At 71.5% G+C, this 17,543-nt stretch carries 15 protein-coding genes; 8 read left to right on the top strand and 7 right to left on the bottom strand.

Going from position 1 to position 17,543, the window contains the following annotated elements:
- Positions 1-85 precede the first annotated feature (85 nt).
- Entirely contained in the window at positions 86-1,522 is a 1,437-nt protein-coding gene (locus tag OOZ19_RS23130) for an LCP family protein (RefSeq protein WP_266092249.1), read from the bottom strand.
- A 291-nt stretch (positions 1,523-1,813) separates the two neighbouring features.
- On the opposite strand from OOZ19_RS23130, the gene OOZ19_RS23125 reads away from it, so the two are divergent.
- Both OOZ19_RS23125 and OOZ19_RS23120 read left to right on the top strand, forming a co-directional pair.
- A complete protein-coding gene (locus tag OOZ19_RS23125) occupies positions 1,814-2,086 on the top strand; it encodes a hypothetical protein (RefSeq protein WP_266092248.1) in 273 nt (90 codons plus the stop codon).
- A gap of 322 nt (positions 2,087-2,408) precedes the next feature.
- Positions 2,409-3,113 carry an SAM-dependent methyltransferase gene (locus OOZ19_RS23120; RefSeq protein WP_266092247.1) on the top strand — a complete coding sequence of 235 codons (705 nt, stop codon included), beginning with the start codon at positions 2,409-2,411 and terminating at the stop codon, positions 3,111-3,113.
- Positions 3,114-3,121: 8 nt separating this feature from the next.
- Here OOZ19_RS23120 and OOZ19_RS23115 read toward each other — a convergent pair whose 3' ends face one another.
- From OOZ19_RS23115 to egtA, 5 genes are all read right to left on the bottom strand, one after another.
- Positions 3,122-3,586 (bottom strand): nitroreductase/quinone reductase family protein, encoded by a 465-nt coding sequence (locus OOZ19_RS23115; protein ID WP_266092262.1) that lies wholly within the window; start codon positions 3,584-3,586, stop codon positions 3,122-3,124.
- 194 nt (positions 3,587-3,780) lie between these two features.
- Positions 3,781-4,752 (bottom strand): L-histidine N(alpha)-methyltransferase, encoded by a 972-nt coding sequence (egtD, locus tag OOZ19_RS23110; RefSeq protein ID WP_266092246.1) that lies wholly within the window; start codon positions 4,750-4,752, stop codon positions 3,781-3,783.
- Positions 4,749-5,501: an ergothioneine biosynthesis protein EgtC gene (egtC, locus tag OOZ19_RS23105; RefSeq protein WP_266092245.1), complete on the bottom strand. Its 753-nt coding sequence runs from the start codon at positions 5,499-5,501 to the stop codon at positions 4,749-4,751. The genes egtD and egtC overlap by 4 nt, the downstream gene beginning before the upstream one ends.
- A 6-nt stretch (positions 5,502-5,507) precedes the next feature.
- A complete protein-coding gene (egtB, locus tag OOZ19_RS23100; protein WP_266092261.1) occupies positions 5,508-6,812 on the bottom strand; it encodes an ergothioneine biosynthesis protein EgtB in 1,305 nt (434 codons plus the stop codon).
- 170 nt (positions 6,813-6,982) lie between these two features.
- Positions 6,983-8,221 (bottom strand): ergothioneine biosynthesis glutamate--cysteine ligase EgtA, encoded by a 1,239-nt coding sequence (gene egtA / locus OOZ19_RS23095; RefSeq protein WP_266092244.1) that lies wholly within the window; start codon positions 8,219-8,221, stop codon positions 6,983-6,985.
- Positions 8,222-8,483: 262 nt separating this feature from the next.
- Here egtA and OOZ19_RS23090 point away from each other — a divergent pair, with 262 nt between their 5' ends.
- The gene (locus OOZ19_RS23090; protein WP_266092243.1) at positions 8,484-9,077 is read left to right on the top strand and encodes a TetR/AcrR family transcriptional regulator; all 594 of its coding nucleotides are present in this window, start codon (positions 8,484-8,486) and stop codon (positions 9,075-9,077) included.
- A 109-nt stretch (positions 9,078-9,186) separates the two neighbouring features.
- Complete coding sequence (locus tag OOZ19_RS23085) at positions 9,187-11,388, top strand: FUSC family protein (protein ID WP_266092242.1); 2,202 nt, start codon at positions 9,187-9,189, stop codon at positions 11,386-11,388.
- Positions 11,389-11,440: 52 nt separating this feature from the next.
- Here the strand turns inward: OOZ19_RS23085 and OOZ19_RS23080 are convergent, their stop codons facing one another.
- The gene (locus OOZ19_RS23080) at positions 11,441-12,919 is read right to left on the bottom strand and encodes a peptide MFS transporter (RefSeq protein WP_323055171.1); all 1,479 of its coding nucleotides are present in this window, start codon (positions 12,917-12,919) and stop codon (positions 11,441-11,443) included.
- A gap of 554 nt (positions 12,920-13,473) precedes the next feature.
- Here OOZ19_RS23080 and OOZ19_RS23075 point away from each other — a divergent pair.
- From OOZ19_RS23075 to OOZ19_RS23060, 4 genes are all read left to right on the top strand, one after another.
- Complete coding sequence (locus OOZ19_RS23075) at positions 13,474-14,835, top strand: hemolysin family protein (protein ID WP_266092241.1); 1,362 nt, start codon at positions 13,474-13,476, stop codon at positions 14,833-14,835.
- Entirely contained in the window at positions 14,832-15,875 is a 1,044-nt protein-coding gene (locus OOZ19_RS23070; protein WP_266092240.1) for a hemolysin family protein, read from the top strand. The genes OOZ19_RS23075 and OOZ19_RS23070 overlap by 4 nt, the downstream gene beginning before the upstream one ends.
- 359 nt (positions 15,876-16,234) lie before the next feature.
- Entirely contained in the window at positions 16,235-17,068 is an 834-nt protein-coding gene (locus OOZ19_RS23065) for a mycofactocin-coupled SDR family oxidoreductase (protein ID WP_266092239.1), read from the top strand.
- On the top strand, positions 17,065-17,532 hold the full coding sequence (locus OOZ19_RS23060; RefSeq protein ID WP_266092238.1) for a nuclear transport factor 2 family protein: 468 nt from the start codon (positions 17,065-17,067) through the stop codon (positions 17,530-17,532). The genes OOZ19_RS23065 and OOZ19_RS23060 overlap by 4 nt, the downstream gene beginning before the upstream one ends.
- The last annotated feature ends 11 nt before the right edge of the window (positions 17,533-17,543 follow it).

The raw sequence follows: 17,543 nt of genomic DNA, 5'->3' as shown, positions 1-17,543 counted from the left end.
CCGATCCGGCAGGTAGCTGATCGGCGGCCCCGGCACGTCACAAGCGTGCCGGGGCCGTCGCCTTTCCAGGTCCGGGCACCGCCGGTCAGTTGATGCAGTTGACGCCGTCGGCGGTGATGGGGTCCGGAGCGATGGGCTGTTCGACCGGGGGCTCCGAGGTCGTGGTGCGCGCGGTGGAGCGCGACGTCGAGGACTCCGAGGTCGACGAACGCGTCGTCGACGACTCGCTCGTGCTGGACCGGGTGGTGCTGGACCTGGTCGTCGTCTCGGACTCGCTGGAGCGGGAGCTGCGGGTCGATCCGGTCGGTTCGTCGGCGCTGGACGAGGACCGGGTGGACTCGTCGTCGCGGGTGCTGCGCGGGGAGGACGCGGTCCCGGTGGACTGCGCAGCACCGTCACCGGTGCTCGGGTCCGGCCGCTCCCCTGTGCTCTGCTCGCCGGTCTCGCCCGCCTGCCGCGGCACCGGCCTGCCGTCCGCGGCGCCCTGCACGATGCGGCTCACCTCGGCCGGGTCGACGCGCACCGCCTCGCCGTCGGGGGTGTCGTAGTTCGCGTCCCGGATCGGGATGGTCGCGAATTCGACGTCGCCCCCGGCGATGCCCTGCATCCGCTGCGCGAAGGTCAGCACGTCCCAGTTCCGGTCCAGCACGACGGACTGCCGCGCCGAGTCGACCAGCTCGCGCAGCCGAGCGGGCTGGGACAGCAGGCCGCCGGAGGTCGCGGTGTCCACCAGCCCGGCGAGGAACGCCTGCTGGCGCACCATCCGGTCCAGGTCGCCGCGCGGGAGGCCGTGGCGCTGCCGCACGAACGCCAGCGCGTCGGCGCCGGAGATCCGCTGGTGTCCGGCGGCGAACGCGGCTCCGGAGTACGAGTCGCGCACCGGCCGCTTCAAGCACACCGGGACTCCGCCGACCGCCTCGGTGAGGCGGGCGAAACCGAGCAGGTTCACTTCGGCGTAGTGGTCGATCTGCGTACCGGTGAGCCGCTGCACCGTCTCGGTCACCAAGGACCGCCCGGCGTCGGCGGAACGGCGCTCCCGCTCCTGCGCGTCGAGCCCGCCGAGGTTCGCCGCTGCCGCCGCCTTCCCCCGGCCGTACGCCGAATTGATCTTGTGCTGGCCGTGCCCCGGAATGGTCGCGAACGTGTCGCGGGGAAGGGAGAACGCAGTGGCCCGCCGCCCGTTCTCCGGGACGTGCACCAGGATCAGCGTGTCGGTGAGGCTCGCCGGGTTCTGCCCGGCCTTCAGCTTCCGCAGCACGTCCTCCGGCAGCGGGCGGCCCTGCGCGTCGGTGCGGCTGTCCAGCCCCACCAGCAGGATGTCGGTGGCCCCGTCGGCGGTGGCGCCGTCGGTGGCGGCGCTGGTGCTCAGCGCCCACTGCAGGTCGCCGTAGTTCGCCCAGCCGTAGCCGGCCACGGCGAGCACGGTGGCGGAGAGCAGGGCGACGGCGATCTTGGCGCCCGTCGCGGCGCGCGAGCGGTACGGCACATCCGGCGCGGCGAACTCACGTCGTTCTCGGCTCAACGAGTTACCCCCTGGATGTCGATGGCCGCTGGTCAGGCTATCGGGCGATGCTCCGTTCAGCCGTGCGCCGAGAGCCCGACGCCGGATCACCGCTGATGCTCCATTCCGCCGAATTCCCCGACCAACCGGCGGAGAATTCGCCGAATCATCACTGTGCGCACCGAGAATGCGCCGATCGGCCGGAGCCTTCCGGCCTCCTCCCGCGATCGTTAACCTGGTCGGGTAGCGGTATCGCCTACCCCGCGTCACGTTGTGCGGGCGGGCGCGTCCCACCCCCGGAGGTGAACCGGCTTGCCCGACGCATCGGAGAACGCGCCCCCTGACGACCGGCTCCCGACCCCCGCTGCCCGCATCGTGGCGGTGCGCTACGCACCCGGTGTCGTCGCCGAATCGCGCCGGCAGGCGCACCTGGCCCAGACCTCGCAGCCGGCGGAGGAGGTCGCGCAGTGGCTCACGGCGTGCGGTGAGCTCATCCCAGCCGAGTCCGCGGAGGTCTCGCACGGCCCCGCCGGCATGCCGTGCCTGCGCTGCCTGGTCGGCCTGCCCGCACCGGGACGGGCGTGACCAGACCGCTCGGCCGCCCGGCCTGGTTGCACTTGACGCACACCAGGCCGCCGCCCTGTTCCGGGATCAGGACGTGGTCACCTCCCGCCGGGCACTCGTCCCGCACGTGCCGGTCCGGGTGATCGGCCAGGCTCGGACACCGTGCGGCGGTACGGGGTCGGCGCACGCGGGGCATCGGCTCTCCTCCCAGACGGAAACGCGCTCGCCGCGACTCTTCTCCAGTCCACCGAACGCGCTAAAGATCCATCCCGGCGGTTCTCGTGCGCCGTGGTCGCCGATTCGCTCCGAGCCGCCTTCGCGAGGTCCGCTACCCTTGCCGCCGATGAGCGACATCGACTACTTCTCCATCGTCGAATCCACCCACGACATCCAGAATCCGAGCAGTCCGGCGAAACTCCGCGAGGTCGCCGAGCACTTGGAGATCGGTGCCGGTGATCAGGTGCTCGACGTCGGCTCCGGGCGCGGCTGGTGGGCGGGCGAACTGGCCGCGATGGGCGCGGAGGTGGTCGGACTGGAGATCAACGACGAGTTCGTGGACGCGGCCCGCAAGCGCGCCGACGGCGCCGGGTTGACCGACCGGGTGCGCCACGTGGCCGGTCCGGCGCTGGACTTCGAGCCCGGCACGTACTCGGTGGTGACATGCCTGGGAGCGAGCTTCGCGCTCGGCGGGTACCGGGCCGCGCTCGAATGGATGGTCGGCACGCTCGTCGAGCGGGGCCGCATCGCGATCGGTGACGTGCATTCCGTCGACGGCTCCTCCACCGATGAGTTGCCCTCGCTGATCGAACTCGTGCACATCGCCGAAGAGTTCGGCGTCGAGGTGACCGGGCTCGTGTCCGCGTCGGTCGATGACTGGGACCGCTACGAATCCGGGCATTGGAAGAACGTGCACAGCTGGGTCAAGCGCAATCCGGACCACCCGGACCGGCACACGGTGCTCGCCGACTCGCGCCGCTTCCGCAACGATTACCTGACCCGCGAACGCGGTTCCGTCGGCTGGTCGATCCTCATCGGGGAACTCAAGTGAGCGGCCCGTCAGCGCGGGGTCAGCACGAAGACGCGTAGTTCGCGGTCTCCCGCGCGGCGGGCGTAGTCGTCGTAGGCGGGCCAAGTCGGGATGATCACCTCGCGCCACAGCCGGTCCCGCTCCTCGCCGGTGACCAGCCGCGCGCGCACCGGCACCCGCCGGGACACGAGGTCCACCTCGGCCTCGGGGTGCGCGAGCAGGTTCGCCGACCACCCGGGGTGCGTGGACTGGCCCCAGTTCGACCCGATCACGATGTGCTCCGCGCCGTGCGGGACGTACATCAGCGGCACCGACCGCGGCAGGCCGCTCTTGCGCCCGGTGCTGGTCAGCACCAGCGACGTCAACCCGCCCAGCCGCGCCAGGCTCACCCGGCCGCCGGTGCGCCGCTGCACCGCGAGATCGGCGGGCACCAGCTTCTTGCCCACCGACGCGAACCACTGCTGCCTGCCCAGGTGCTGCGCCACCTTGATCATCGGATTCACGCCCGCAACCCTGTCACACCTGGTCCCGAACGCGGTGGACGAGTCCGCCGCACCGCGCCCGGGTCCCGTCGGAGCTCGTCGTCGACCTCCCGGTCCGGGCCTCGCGGTCGTCGTCCCGTCGGCGGCGAAGCCGCTGAGGTTCCGCGGCCCGGCCCGCCACGCAGAACGAGGTCGAAGACGAGCTCTCAGGTCGCGGTCGCCAGCGACAGGGCGAAGTCGCCGCCGTCGTCGAGCCACCAGCGGCTCAGCTCGAAACCGGCGGCGGCCAGTTCACCCGCCACGCGCTCGCGGCGGAACTTCGCCGAGATCTCGGTGCGGATCTCCTCCCCCTGCTCCAGTTCGACGGTGAGCCCGAGCCCCTCGACCGGTACCCGCATCGCACGGCTCGCGCGCAACCGCATCTCGATCCACTCCTGCTCGGCGTTCCACCGCGCCACGTGCTCGAAGGCGTCCGCGTCGAAGTCCGCGTCCAGTTCCCGGTTGAGCACGCGCAGCACGTTGCGGTCGAACTCGGCGGTCACGCCCTGCGCGTCGTCGTAGGCGCGCACCAGCCGATCCGGGTCCTTCACCAGATCGGTGCCCAGCAGCAGCCGCTCCCCCGGCCGCAGCGACGACCGCACCGCCGAGAGGAACCGGGCGCGCTCGGCGGGCAGGAAGTTGCCGATGGTGCCGCCGAGGAACGCCACCAGCCGGCCCCGACCGGCGGGCACGGCGGCCAGCTCGGTGGTGAAGTCGCCGACGATGCCGCGCACCCGCAGCTCCGGGTAGCCCACCGCGATCGCGGTGATGGCCTGGCGCAACGCCGACTCCGAGACGTCCAGCGGCACGAACTCCCGCAACGTCGAGGTCTTGCGCAACGCGTCGAGCAGCAACCGGGTCTTCTCCGACGAACCCGATCCGAGCTCGACCAGGGTGCCCGCACCGGTGATCTCGGCGATCTCCACCGCGTGCCTGGTGAGGATGTTGTGCTCGGCGCGGGTCTGGTAGTACTCCGGCAACGCCGTGATCCGCTCGAACAGCTCGCTGCCCGCGGCGTCGTAGAGCCACTTCGGCGTCAGCCACTTCGGCCGGTCGGTCAGGCCCGCGCGGGCGTCGGCCCGCAGGTCCCGCGCCGCGTCGGCCTCGGTGAAGTGCACGATCAGTTCGGGCTCGCTCACGGTAGTTCCCCCTCGTCCACTGGCTGAACACGCACGTCGCGGGAATCGGCGACGACGAGGCTGCGGTCGGGCACCGCCGTCCACTGCTCGTCGTCGCCGAACGGTTCGGACGACACCGTCACCGAGCCACCGCCGCGCCGCACGGACAGCGCGTGGCCCCACGTGGTGGCGATGAGCGTGGCGCCGTCGGTGAGCAGCAGGTTCAGCCGGGACTCCGGCCTGGTCCGCACCACCTGCCCGAGCACCTCGCGCACCGCCTCGGCCGGATCAGCGCCGCGCCGCAGCCGGTGGCGCAGCAAGGCCCACAGCACGGCGGAATCCGTCGGCGCCTCCAAGGTCATCAGGTCGACCACGTCGAGGTCGCCGGCCGCTTTCGCCAGCGACTCAGGCCAGCCCGCCACGACCCCGTTGTGGCTGAACGACCAGCGCCCCTCGGTGAACGGCGCGCAGGCCGTCTCGATCACCGGCATGCCCACCGTCGCCGAGCGCACCGCCGCCAGCACCGCGCCCGCGCGCTGCCTGCGCGCCAGCTCGGCGAAGGCGGTGTCCGTCCACATCGGAACCGCGGCGCGGTAGCGGGCGGGTTGGCCGTCCTCGTACCAGCCGACTCCGAACCCGTCGACGTTGACGGTGCCGCCGCCGCGCATGTCCCGCGGCGACCAGGTCTGCTCCAGCAGCGAATGCGCCGGATCCAGCAGCAGCTCCGCCAGCGGGACCGGCGGTCCGAGATAACCCAGGTGCCTGCACATGCCGGGTCAGCCGAGCTCGCCCGGGCGCGGCGTGCGCGCGCAGCGGAACCCGGCGAAGATCTGCCGCCGGATCGGCAGGTCCCAGTTGCGGAAGCTGCCCCGGCAGGCCGCGGCGTCGGTGCCGAACGAGCCGCCGCGCAGCACCTTGTGCTCGGGGCCGAAGAACACCTCCGAGTACTCCCGGTACGGGAAGGCGACGAACCCCGGGTGCGGCAGGAAGTCCGAGGACGTCCACTCCCACACGTCACCGATGAGCTGCCGCGCTCCGCACGGGGCCGCGCCGCGCGGGTACGCCCCGGCCGGTGCGGGCTGCAGGTGCCGCTGGCCGAGGTTCGCGTGTTCCGGTCGCGGATCCTCGTCGCCCCACGGGTAGCGCAGCGACCGGCTGGTGCGCGGATCGTGACGGGCGGCCTTCTCCCACTCCTGCTCGGTGGGCAGCCGCTTGCCCGCCCACCGCGCGTACGCCTCGGCCTCGTAGAAGCTGACGTGCAGCACGGGTTCGTCGTCGGGCAGCGGTTCGACGTGCCCGAAGCGCCGCCGCAGCCAGCCTCCGCCGTCGCGCCGCCAGAACCGGGGCGCTCCGAGCTCCGCGTGCTGCCGGTACGCCCAGCCCGCGTCGCTCCACCACCGCGGCGCGTCGTAGCCGCCGCCTTCGACGAAGCGCCGGTAGGCGCCGTTGGTGACGGGCGTGGTGTCGATGAGGAAGTCCGCGACGTGCACCTGGTGGGCGGGGCGTTCGTTGTCCAGCGCCCACGGCTCGGTGGAGGTGCCCATCGTGAACGGCCCGCCGGGAACGAAGACTTCCGGCGCCAGGTCTCCGGAAGCGGCGGGCGGCGGCTCGGCCGTCAGCACCGGCGGTCCTTCGCGCAACTGGTGGGTGGCCAGCATCGTCTCGTCGTGCTGCTGCTCGTGCTGCACGATCATGCCGAACGCGAACGCCTGCTCCACCAGCCGCCTGCCCTCCAGCGGGGCGCGGTCGAGCAGGTCGAGCACCTTCTCCCGCACCATGCCCACGTAGGAGCGGGCTTCGGCCGGGCCCAGCAGCGGCAGTTGCGGTCGGTCGCGGCGCGGGTGTTGGAAGGCGTCGTAGAGGTCGTCGATGTCGGGGCGGATCGCCTCGGCCCCGCCGACGTCGCGCACCAGCCAGAGCTCCTCCTGGCTGCCGATGTGCGCGAGGTCCCACACCAGCGGCGACATCAGCGGCGAGTGCTGACGGGTGAGGTCGCCGTCATCAACGCTCTGGGTGAGCGCGACGCTGCGTTCGCGGGTGCGGATCAGTTCGTCGGCCACGCGTGAGCGCAGCCGTTCGATGCCGAGTTCGGCGAGGTCGCCGCGGCTGACCTCCGGCGCGGTGTCCGTCTCGGGATCGGTGCGTGCCTTCGACCTGGTGCTCACCGGGTCACCTCCAAGTTCGCGGAAGACGAGCGCGCTCGGGGAGTCGTCGCCCCTGCCCCCGACGCGCGGGACTGCGCACGCGTCGATCAGCGGGCTTCGGCGAGCCGCCGGGCCACCGCGTCGGCCAGCGGGCCCACCAGTTCCGGCGCTTCGCCCAGGTCATCGAGACATCGGCAGGCGAGTTCCACCACGGCGGTGGCGGTGCGCGCCAGCACCGGGTCGGCGAGGCCGCGGCGTGCCGCGTCGACCCACCTGCCGGTCACCGGAGCGGCCAGCTCCAACACCTCGTCCACGGTGGACTCGTCGTGGAAGAGCGCGACCAGCGCCGCGGCGGGAAGCATCCACCCGTCGCCGAACTGGGCGTCCAGGTACCGCACCTCGAGGTAACCGCGCGGTCGTACCGGCGGGAACATCGTGGTCAGGTGGTAGTCGAGGTCGTCGAAAGTCGGCGGCTCCGGCAGCGCCCCGCCGATCCACTCGGCGAAGGTCACCCCGCCCGGAGCGCCCCAGTCGGCGCCGTCGCGGCGCAGGCACAGCAGCGCGGTGTCGAGCACCCGGCGCGCCCAGTCCGCCGCCGGATCGGCCGTCGCCGGGCCGGGGCGCATCCGCGGGATGTCGGTGCGCAGCAGCGACCGGGTGCGCGCCGACGCCCAGCCGGTGGGTTCACCGAGCAGCTCCGGCGAGTTCGCGAACGCGGCGATCAGCACCGGCCCCAGCGCGTGCAGCGCGGCCCAGCGCGGCGCGACCCGGTGCGGTTCGCCCGCGTCCAAGCACACCTGCACTCCGGCGGTGCTGCACATCATGAGGCGCCCGCCGATGCCGATGCGGTCGAACGCGCATTCCATCGCCGCGTAGCGCGGCACGTGCAGCAGGCGGTGCGGGGTGCGCCACGGGTCCGTGCCGTGCTCCCCCAGCAGCAGCGCGGCATCGGCGAGCCTGCGCCGGACGTGCTCGGCGTCGGCGGCGACCGTGTCGAACAGGGAGCGCAGCGAAGGCGACGGAAGGCTGGAGACCTCGACCTGGCCACCGGGTTCGACGGTGAGCGCGGAGCCGTTGGGCAGCGGGCGCTGCGGGCTGTCCGGGACCAGGGAGTGCGGAGCGTGCGGGCCGAGCGCGCGGATCAACGTCTCGGCGTCGAGCGGCCTGCGCGGATCATCGGCGTGGTGGACGGTCCATTCGAGTTCGACGCCGAGCAGCCTCGGGGGCCCGTGCTTGAAGCAGACCGAGGCCACGTAGGTCTCGGCCTCGGCGCGAGTGCGGATGCGGGAGCTGGGGACCTCGGCGGGCGGACGCGCCGCGGTCGCGGAATCGATCGACACGGTCATGCTGATCACCACCTGGGTGGGAACCGACGCTACCGAGGACCGACGTTGGTCGCACCCGTCCGGTCGAGCACCCGGCACGATTCGCGAACGAACGTGGAAATGACACGAATCGGACGAACATCACTCGAATTGGCGGGATCGGCGCGCAGGTGTGCGGAAAAGTCCAGTGCCTGTGCGCGATAATTCCCCAACAGGTGGACGGTTGCCAACAATACGTACGTACGGATTGCATTGGACGCCGCCGACCTGGGACGATCATCCAATGCCCAGGGTCAGTCCGGATCACCTCCAGGCCAGGCGCCGCCAGATCCTCGACGGTGCCCGGACCTGCTTCGCGCGCCACGGATACGAAGGCGCCACGGTTCGCAGACTGGAAGAAGCCACCGGATTGTCCCGCGGCGCGATTTTCCACCACTTCAAGGACAAGGAATCGTTGTTCCTCGCCTTGGCCGAGGACGACGCCGCTCGAATGGCCGACGTGGTGGCCGAACAGGGCCTGGTGCAGGTGATGCGCGACCTGCTCTCCGATCGCACGCCCGGTGGCGGCGCCGAATCGGAGACCGAGTGGCTGGGCACCCGGCTGGAGGTGTCCCGGCGGCTGCGCACCGACTCCGAGTTCCGGGCGCGCTGGGCGCAGCGCTCCGAACAGCTCACGGCCGCCACGAAGGCCCGGCTGCAGTGGCAGCGCGAAGGCGGCAACCTGCGCGACGACGTGGACGTCGACGTGCTCACCGCCTACCTGGAGCTCGTCCTCGAAGGGCTCGTCTCGCACTTGGCGATGGGGCTGCCCGCCGACGATCTCGGGCCCGTGCTCGACGTCGTCGAGGAGAGCGTCCGGCGCCACCGGGGCCGGTGATCGCTCCCCCGCTCGCGCGGCGCGGTTGAGCGGGTCGCCACCACCCGCGCGGGCGTAAGGTCGCGGCGGCGGCCGGACCGGGCCGCCGGGAGAGGAGCGGGCGCACGAGATGGTCAGCGAGTGGTGGAACCGCTTCCTCGCCTCCGACCCTGCGCTTCGCCGCCTGCGCAACGCCACGCGAGTGACGGCGGCGACGGCCCTGGCGCTCGTGGTCACGCTCGGACTCCTGGCGCTGTGGGACCGGCCGCTGACCAACGGGATGATCGCGGCCGTGGTCGCGGTCAACTCGACCACGGCGGTCAACGACGAGACCGAGCGCGAGCGCCGCCGCACGACGTTGCTGATGCCGCTGCCCGCGGCCGTCTCGCTGGTGCTGGCCGTCTCGACCGCGAGCATGCCGGTGCTGCACGTGGCGCTGTTCCTGCCGGTCGTGTTCCTCGCGACCTACATCCGGAGGTTCGGGCCCCGCTACTTCGCCTTCGGCATGGTCGCGTTCATGGGGTACTTCTTCGCGATGTTCCTGCGCCCGCAGCCGCCCCAGCTGCCCGACCTGCTGCTGGCGGCCGTGCTCGGCGCGCTCAGCGCGTTCGTGCTGAGGTTCGTGCTGCTGCGCGACGACCCGCGCGGAATCCTCGACCGGGGCCGGCGCACGTTGCGCGCCCAGGTGCAGGGGCTGCTGCACGACGTGCGCAACGTCGCCCAGAACCCCGAGGGCACGCGGTACCGCAAGCGGCTCCAGCACCGATCGACGCGGCTGAACGAGACCGCCCGGATGCTGGAGAACGCGGTCTCCGAGCTGGAGGGCCTCGACGAGGCGGAACGGGAACTGCTGCGGCGGCGGATCCTGAGCGTGGAGCTGACCGCGGAGAACCTGCTCAACCCGCTGATCCGGGTGATCGACCACCCCAGCGGCGGCACCGCGGTGGCGCAGGCCGTGGCAGGGCTGCTCGCCGTCGTGCGCAGCGACGCCTCGGAGATCCGGGCCGCGGCCCGCGGGCTCGCCGACCGCATCGAGCGCGACGGCGTCCGGCCCGCGGACGACTCCGCGGCTCCGGAGCAGAACCGGCCGGGGCGGGACGGTTCGGTGGAGCTGGCGATGGCGATCCGCAGGCTGGGCGCCGCGCTCGCCGAGTTCACCGCCGCGAGCGCGGACCTCGGCCGGGTCGCGCCCCGCCCCCGCGACACCGGCTCCGACGACGAGAACGACGACGGCGCGGACTCCGATGAGCGCGACACCGACGGCCGCACCGAGCAGGAGACCGGGTTGCGGCGTCCCGAGGTGCGGGCCGCCGTGCAGGTCACCTGCGCCGCGGCGGTCGCGATCGTGCTCGGCCAGCTCGTCTCGCCGAACCGCTGGTACTGGGCGGTGATCACGGCGTTCGTCGTGTTCATCAGCGCCAACAGCCGCGGCGAGCTGGTCGTGCGGGCCTGGCAGCGGACCGCGGGCACCATGCTCGGGGTGGTGGCCGGCGTGCTGGTCGCCTCACGCATCACCGGGAACTCCGCGGCCGAGCTGGCGATGATCCTCGGCTGCGTGTTCATGGCGTTCTACCTGGCAGGGGTGTCCTACGCCGGGATGACGTTCTTCATCACCACGATGCTCGGCGCCCTCTACGGCGTGCTCGGCACGTTCGACGTCACCGTGCTCGGCGTGCGGCTGGCCGAGACCGCGATCGGCGCCGTCGCCGGAGTGCTCGCCGCGACCCTGGTGCTGCCCACCGGCACCCGGCGGCTGCTGCGGGACAACACCGAGGAATTCCTGCTCCGGCTGCGGGACGTGCTGCGCTCGACGGGCACCTCGGTCGGCGCCGGCACCCCTGACGACGGGCTGCGGGAAGGGGTCCGCGAGGTGGACGACGCCCTGCACAAGGCGCTGTCCAGCGCGCGTCCGCTGGTCGCCTACCGGCTGCCGTCGCGGCGCAGCCCGCTGGACCGGTCGTTGACGGTGTTCACCGGCTGCGCCTACGCGGCCCGCAACCTCGCCCAGGTCCTGCCGCCCGCGGTGGAGATGGTCGACGACGACACCAGGACCCGGCTGGCCGAACTGCTGTGGGCGCTGGCCGAGATGGCGAACGCGATGACGAGCGAAGCCGAGCAGAGCTTCGGCGCCGCGCGGGACTCCGCTCGCGGATGGGCCGACGACCTGCGCGACATCGCCGAGTCGCTGCCGCAGGATCCGACGTCGCTGCACCGGACGCTGGCCGTGCTGGACAGGCTGCGTTCCCTGCTCGACGATGCCGCGACCGAGATCGGCGTGCCGAACCAGGGCACGTCCCCCCTCGGCCGCGAGACCGACGCGGCCCGAACATGACGCGGCGGGCGGCGCCGCTTCCGGGACCGCCCGCCGCTGTGCCCACCTCAGATCACGGCACGCCGTGCATCAGCTTCTTGATCTTCGGTGCGGCCAGTGCCAGCAGACCGCCGCAGGCGATGGTGGCCACCCCGATCACGCCGAAGTACAGGGTCTGGTTCGCCGGGTCGTAGAGCTTGACCACCTGCGCCCCGATCCCCTGCCCCATCGCGGGCGCCAGGAAGTACAAGCCCATGGTCTGCGAGGAGAACACCGCGGGGGCGAGCTTCGTGGTCACCGACAGGCCCACCGGCGAGAGCATCAGCTCCCCGATGGTCATGATGACGAAGACCATGGCCACGACCAGCGCGAGCTGCTTGCCCTCGGCGTTGGTGACGAAGCCGGACAGCACCACCCACAGGAAGCCGAGGCCGACGAACACCAGGCCGCCGACGAACTTGATCGGAGTGCTCGGCTGGCGGTCGGCGAGCTTCAGCCACAGCGCGGCGAACACCGGCGCCAGGATGATGATCGTCAACGAGTTGATCGACTGGAACCAGCTGACCGGGAACTCCCAGCCGAACACCTCGTTGGTCGTCTGCATGTCGGTGACGATCACCAGCGTGGACGCCTGCTGCTCGAAGAGCAGGAAGAACAGCGCCGTCGCGAGGAACAGCGGGATGTAGGCGATCAGCCGTGCCCGTTCGACCTCGGTGATCTGCTTGCTGCTGAGCATCACCACGAAGTAGATGACCGGCAGCACGGCCGAGATGATCGTCACCAGGTTGACCAGGCCGTCGAGCCCGATCGTCCCGGTGCCCACCAACGCCACCAGGCCCACCACGAACACGGCCGCGATGCCGCCTGCGCGCCCCAGCACGCCGCCCTTGTGCTCGGCGGGCAGCGGGTTCGCCGGGATCTGGCTGATGCTGGCGAGGTTGCCCTTGCCCAGCACGTACTGCACGAGGCCCAGCGCCATGCCGACGGCCGCGGCGCCGAATCCCCAGTGGAATCCGATCTCCGACTGCAGCAGCCCGGCGATCAACGGCCCGGCGAAGCCGCCGAGGTTGATGCCCATGTAGAAGATCGAGAAGCCGGAGTCGCGGCGCTTGTCCTGCTCGGTGTACAGGTCACCGACCATCTTCGACACGTTCGGCTTGAGCAGACCCGTACCGGCGATGATCAGGACCAGGCCGATGCCGGTGGTGGTGAGCCCGCCGGGCACCGCCATCGCGATGTGCCCGAACATGATCAGCACACCGCCCCAGAACACGGCGCTGCGGGCGCCGAACAGGCGGTCGGCGAGCCAGCCACCGGCGACACCGGTCAGGTAGACCGAGGCACCGTAGGCGGAGACCAGCGAGGTGGCGGTCGTCTCCGGCAGCCCGAGGCCGCCGTCCTGGATCGCGGTGTACAGGTAGAGCGCGAGGATCCCGCGCATCCCGTAGTAGGAGAAGCGCTCCCACATCTCGGTGAAGAACAGCGTGGACAATGCCCGCGGGTGCCCGAAAAAGCCCTGCTGCGGCGCGTCCGCAACCGTGGGGGTACTCACGATCACGACCTCTCTGGTGCTGGATGCGGCTGGTGGCCGCCTGCGGAACTGCGCAGAGGTTACGCCCTCGGCTAATGGTGTGAACCACAACCCGGAAATACGGTGAAAACTCGGGGGAGCCCCCTCACATGATCATCGAGCGGGCGCGGCCACCGCGGCACCCGCTCCCCCGTCGCCACCCCGGACCAGGCCCACGCGCCACGCGCAGCCCCGGAGGGTTTTGTCGATCTCCGCCAGAGCGCGTTCGGCGCTCGGCGCACGACCGCCGCCGGGAGCCCCCGGGAAACTCGAAACCGCTGCTCAACGACGTGCCGAGCAGTTACCACGACGTCCGCCGCGAGGAGCCTGAACCGGTGGTGACCAGCGTCGCAGGCATCACGGTGTGCGGTCCTGGTGCTCCATTCGGGATATACTCGGGTCGCATATTTCCGTTTTTCCCGAGGAGTGACACGTTCGGTGCCCACGGCACAGTCGACTGAAGGTAGTACCGAGCCGGGACCGAGTAGTCCCGGCTTTCCGCTCACCGTCTCCGGCCCGCAGCGAGGTGATCGCTGATGGCCATCGTGCTCTCCCTCCTCGGACTCCTGTTCGTCGTGGTGCTCACCTTGGGCACCGCGCTCGCCGTGGCCGCGGAATTCTCCCTGACCTCCCTGGAACGCAGCACCGTCGACGCGCACGTCAGCAACGTCGGTGACCGGCGTGCGAAAGCCGTCCAGCGCGCCCACCGCACGCTGTCGTTCCAGCTCTCCGGCGCCCAGGTCGCCATCACCCTGACCACGCTGATCACCGGTTACGTGGCCGAGCCGCTGATCGGCGAACTGCTGCGCCCGGTGTTCCTGGCCGTGGGCCTGCCCAACGCGGTGGCCGGGCCGATCTCGCTGGTGGTGGCGATCCTGCTGGCCACCACGCTGTCGATGGTGTTCGGCGAGATGGTGCCGAAGAACCTCGCCATCGCCCGGCCACTGCTGACCGCGCGGGCCGTCTCCGGGTACCACTCCCGCTTCTCCCAGGTGTTCCGCTGGCTCATCGACAGCATGAACAACAGCGCGAACTGGGTGGTGCGCCGACTCGGCATCGAACCGCAGGAGGAGCTGCGCTCGGCGCGGTCCCCCGACGAGCTCGGGTCGATCGTGCGCTCCAGCGCCGAGCACGGAACGCTCGACGAGTCCACCGCGGCGCTGATGGACCGCTCGCTGCGCTTCGGCGACCGCTCCGCCGACGAGCTGATGACCCCGCGCGTGAAGGTGGAGTCGCTGCCCTCGGACGCGTCGATCCTGGACCTGCTGGCGGTGGCGCGGCGCACCGGTTTCTCCCGGTTCCCCGTGCACGACGGCGACCTGGACAACGTCCAGGGCGTGGTGCACGTCAAGCAGGCGTTCGGCGTTCCCGGCGATCAGCGCGACACCACCCCGGTCGGTTCGCTGGCCCGCCCGGTGCCGACCGTGCCGGAAACGCTCGACGGGGACTCGCTGCTCAACAGGTTGCGCGGCTCCGGGCTGCAGCTGGCGCTGGTCGTCGACGAGTACGGCGGCACCGCGGGCATCGTGAGCCTGGAGGACGTGGTCGAGGAGATCATCGGCGACGTGCGCGACGAGCACGACCGGCGCGAGACCGCGGCGGTGCGCCCGCTGGCCAAGGGCACCTGGATCGTGTCCGGCCTGCTGCGCGCCGACGAGATCGAGGAGGCCACCGGGTTCGAGATGCCCCACGGCGAATACGAGACCGTCGCCGGGCTGGTGATGTCCCGCTTGGGCCGCATCCCGTCCCGCGGTGATCAGGTCGACGTCGGCCCGTGGCGGCTCACGGTCACGAGCATGGACCGCCACCGCATCGCCGAGCTCCGGCTGAGCCAGGCGCACCGCCCGGCCGCCGACGCCGCCGCCGATTCCACCGGCACCCTGGGGGGGACCCGATGAGCGACACCGTGGCGATCCTGCTCGGAGTGCTGTTGCTGCTGCTCAACGCGTTCTTCGTGGGCGCGGAGTTCTCGCTGCTGTCCTCCCGCCGGGACCGGTTGGAGGCGTTGCTGGACCAGGGCGTGAGCCGGGCCCGCACCGTGATCAAGGCGAGCCAGGAGGGCTCGCTGATGCTCACCAGTGCCCAGCTGGGCATCACCCTGTGCTCGCTGGGGCTGGGGCGGCTCGGTGAACCCGCCGTGGCGCACCGGCTGGAGCTGCTCATCGAACCGTTCTCGGTACCGGCACCGGTCGTGCACGCGGTGGGCTTCACGATCGCGCTAGCGATCGTCGTCGTGCTGCACGTGCTGGTCGGCGAGATGGTGCCGAAGAACCTGGCGCTGGCCGACCCGGAGCGCCTCGCGCTGTGGCTGGTGCCCGCGCTGGTGGCGTTCGTGAAGCTGGCGCGGCCGTTGATCGCGCTGTTCAACATGATGGCCAACGGCGTGCTCAAGCTGCTCAAGGTGGAGCCGAAGGACGAGCTGGACACGGCCTACACGTCCTCCGAGCTGGCCGAACTGCTGGTGGAGTCCCGCCGGGAGGGGCTGCTGGAGCAGTCCGAGCACCGCAGGCTGGCGCAGACGTTGTCCTCGGTGGAGCACACCGTCGCCGATGTGCTGGTGCCGCTGGACCAGGTCACCAGCCTGCCGGGCGATCCGACGCTGGGCGATGTGGAGCACGCGGTGTCCAGCACCGGCTTCTCCCGCTTCCCGGTGCGCGCGGAGTCCGGTGAGCTGCTCGGCTACCTGCACGTGAAGGACGTGCTGGACCAGGCGGGCGCCGAACCGTCCACGCGGGTCGCGGCGAGCCGGGTGCGCAGGCTCCCGACGGTGCCGGTGGCGGCCCGCCTGGACCAGGCGCTGACCTCGCTGCGGCGGGCGCGCAGCCACCTGGCCACCGCGGTCGACGCGGACGGGACGCCGCAGGGCGTCGTCGCTCTGGAAGACCTCGTGGAGGAGTACGTCGGCACCGTTCGGGACGGCACGCACGTGACCGCCTGACGGGTCGCCGTCCGCACCGCGAGCGCGGGTCGTTCCTCGGGAACGGCCCGCGCTTTCGCATGTGCGGGCCGTTGTCCGGAGACGCGGCCGAACGAGTGGTCGGCCGCTTGGTCTGAACGCATGAATTCGATCGATCCGGACACCCGCGGTAATCATCCGCATACCGTCCGCATTCGCCCATGTGCCCAGGGAACAGGTCTGCGGCCCGCGTCCGGCGCCGTCCGGCGAGCTCCGGACCGAGGTTTCAGCGTCCTTGACACCAAGATCGGGCTCGACATACTCCCAGGGGGTTCAAGGCGCCGGCACGACACGTGGATCGGACGCCGACCTCCGGACGACAGTGAGGGAGAGGCGGACGCATGGCCGATCGGATGGCGGGCAAGGTCGCTTTCATCACCGGCGCGGCGCGCGGTCAGGGCCGTGGCCACGCGCTGCGGCTGGCCGCCGAAGGCGCCGACATCATCGCCGTCGACCGGTGCGCCGAGGTCGACTCGCCTCCGTACCCGATGCCCACCGAGGCCGACCTCGCCGAGACCGCGCGCGAGGTCGAGAAGCTCGGCAGGCGGGTCGTCCCCCGCGTGGCCGACGTCCGCGACTTCGACGGGTTGCAGGCCGCGTTCGACGCGGGGGTGGCCGAACTGGGCAGGATCGACGTCGTGGTGGCCAACGCGGGCATCGTCAGCTTCGGCCGCACCTGGGAGTTCACCGCCCAGCAGTGGCAGGAGATGATCGACACCAACCTGACCGGGGTGTTCCACACCGCGAAGGTCGCCATCCCGACGCTGATCGAGCAGGACGAGGGCGGTTGCCTGCTGTTCACCGCGTCCATCGCCGGGACCAAGGGCATCCAGACCGTCGGGCACTACACGGCCGCCAAGCACGGCGTCGTCGGCCTGATGCGCACCCTCGCCAACGAGCTCGGACCGCACGGGATCCGGGTGAACACGATCAACCCGACCAACGTGAACACGGCGATGATCCGGCACCCCGAGATGTACGAGACGCTCAGCCCGTCCGACGCGGAAGCGACGCTGGAGAACGCCGAATCCACGATGCGGTCGATGAACGTGCTGTCCACCCCGTGGGTCGAGGTGTCGGACGTCAGCAACGCGGTCGCTTTCCTCGCCAGCGACGAGGCGCGGTTCGTCACCGGCGCGGCCTTCCCCGTCGACGCCGGTGCCGCCGTCAAATGAGCACGGTCACCGGCCGACGCGGCACCACCGAGCAGGAAACGGACGTCCCGATACCGGCGGCCGAGGTCCGCGCCGAGGTCGAGGACCTGCTGGCCCGCTACGCGCTCGGCTACGACGAGGGTGACCTGGAGCTGATCGCCGAGTGCTTCACCGCCGATGCGGTGATGTCGCTGGAAGTCGGTGGCGAGGAGCCCGCCGGTCCGTTCCGCGGTCGCGAGGCGATCGTCGAGCTGATCCGCACCACTGCCCGTTCCCAATCGGACCGGCGCAGGCACGTGCTCACGAACCTGGTGCTCCAGCACGAGGGAGGCCGGGCGCGGGCGCGCTGCTACCTGACGCTGTTCGCGGTCGCCGACGGCGCGCTGCGCGCGGTCACCACCGGCGACTACCTCTGCGAGCTGCACCGCACCGAGCAGGGCTGGCGGCTCACCCGGCTGCGGGTCCGGCTGGACCTGCCGTACTGAGGAGCCCGCCC

The sequence above is a fragment of the Saccharopolyspora sp. NFXS83 genome, from assembly GCF_026241095.1.
Lineage (GTDB): Bacteria > Actinomycetota > Actinomycetes > Mycobacteriales > Pseudonocardiaceae > Saccharopolyspora_C.
This window is presented reverse-complemented; position numbering and strand designations above follow the sequence as displayed.

Coding starts and splice junctions, on each gene's coding strand:
- OOZ19_RS23120 (WP_266092247.1), top strand. CDS start 2,409: ATGAGCGACATCGACTACTTCTCCATCGTCGAATCCACCCACGACATC.
- OOZ19_RS23115 (WP_266092262.1), bottom strand. CDS start 3,586: ATGATCAAGGTGGCGCAGCACCTGGGCAGGCAGCAGTGGTTCGCGTCG.
- egtC (WP_266092245.1), bottom strand. CDS start 5,501: ATGTGCAGGCACCTGGGTTATCTCGGACCGCCGGTCCCGCTGGCGGAG.
- egtA (WP_266092244.1), bottom strand. CDS start 8,221: ATGACCGTGTCGATCGATTCCGCGACCGCGGCGCGTCCGCCCGCCGAG.
- OOZ19_RS23090 (WP_266092243.1), top strand. CDS start 8,484: ATGCCCAGGGTCAGTCCGGATCACCTCCAGGCCAGGCGCCGCCAGATC.
- OOZ19_RS23085 (WP_266092242.1), top strand. CDS start 9,187: ATGGTCAGCGAGTGGTGGAACCGCTTCCTCGCCTCCGACCCTGCGCTT.
- OOZ19_RS23075 (WP_266092241.1), top strand. CDS start 13,474: ATGGCCATCGTGCTCTCCCTCCTCGGACTCCTGTTCGTCGTGGTGCTC.
- OOZ19_RS23070 (WP_266092240.1), top strand. CDS start 14,832: ATGAGCGACACCGTGGCGATCCTGCTCGGAGTGCTGTTGCTGCTGCTC.
- OOZ19_RS23065 (WP_266092239.1), top strand. CDS start 16,235: ATGGCCGATCGGATGGCGGGCAAGGTCGCTTTCATCACCGGCGCGGCG.
- OOZ19_RS23060 (WP_266092238.1), top strand. CDS start 17,065: ATGAGCACGGTCACCGGCCGACGCGGCACCACCGAGCAGGAAACGGAC.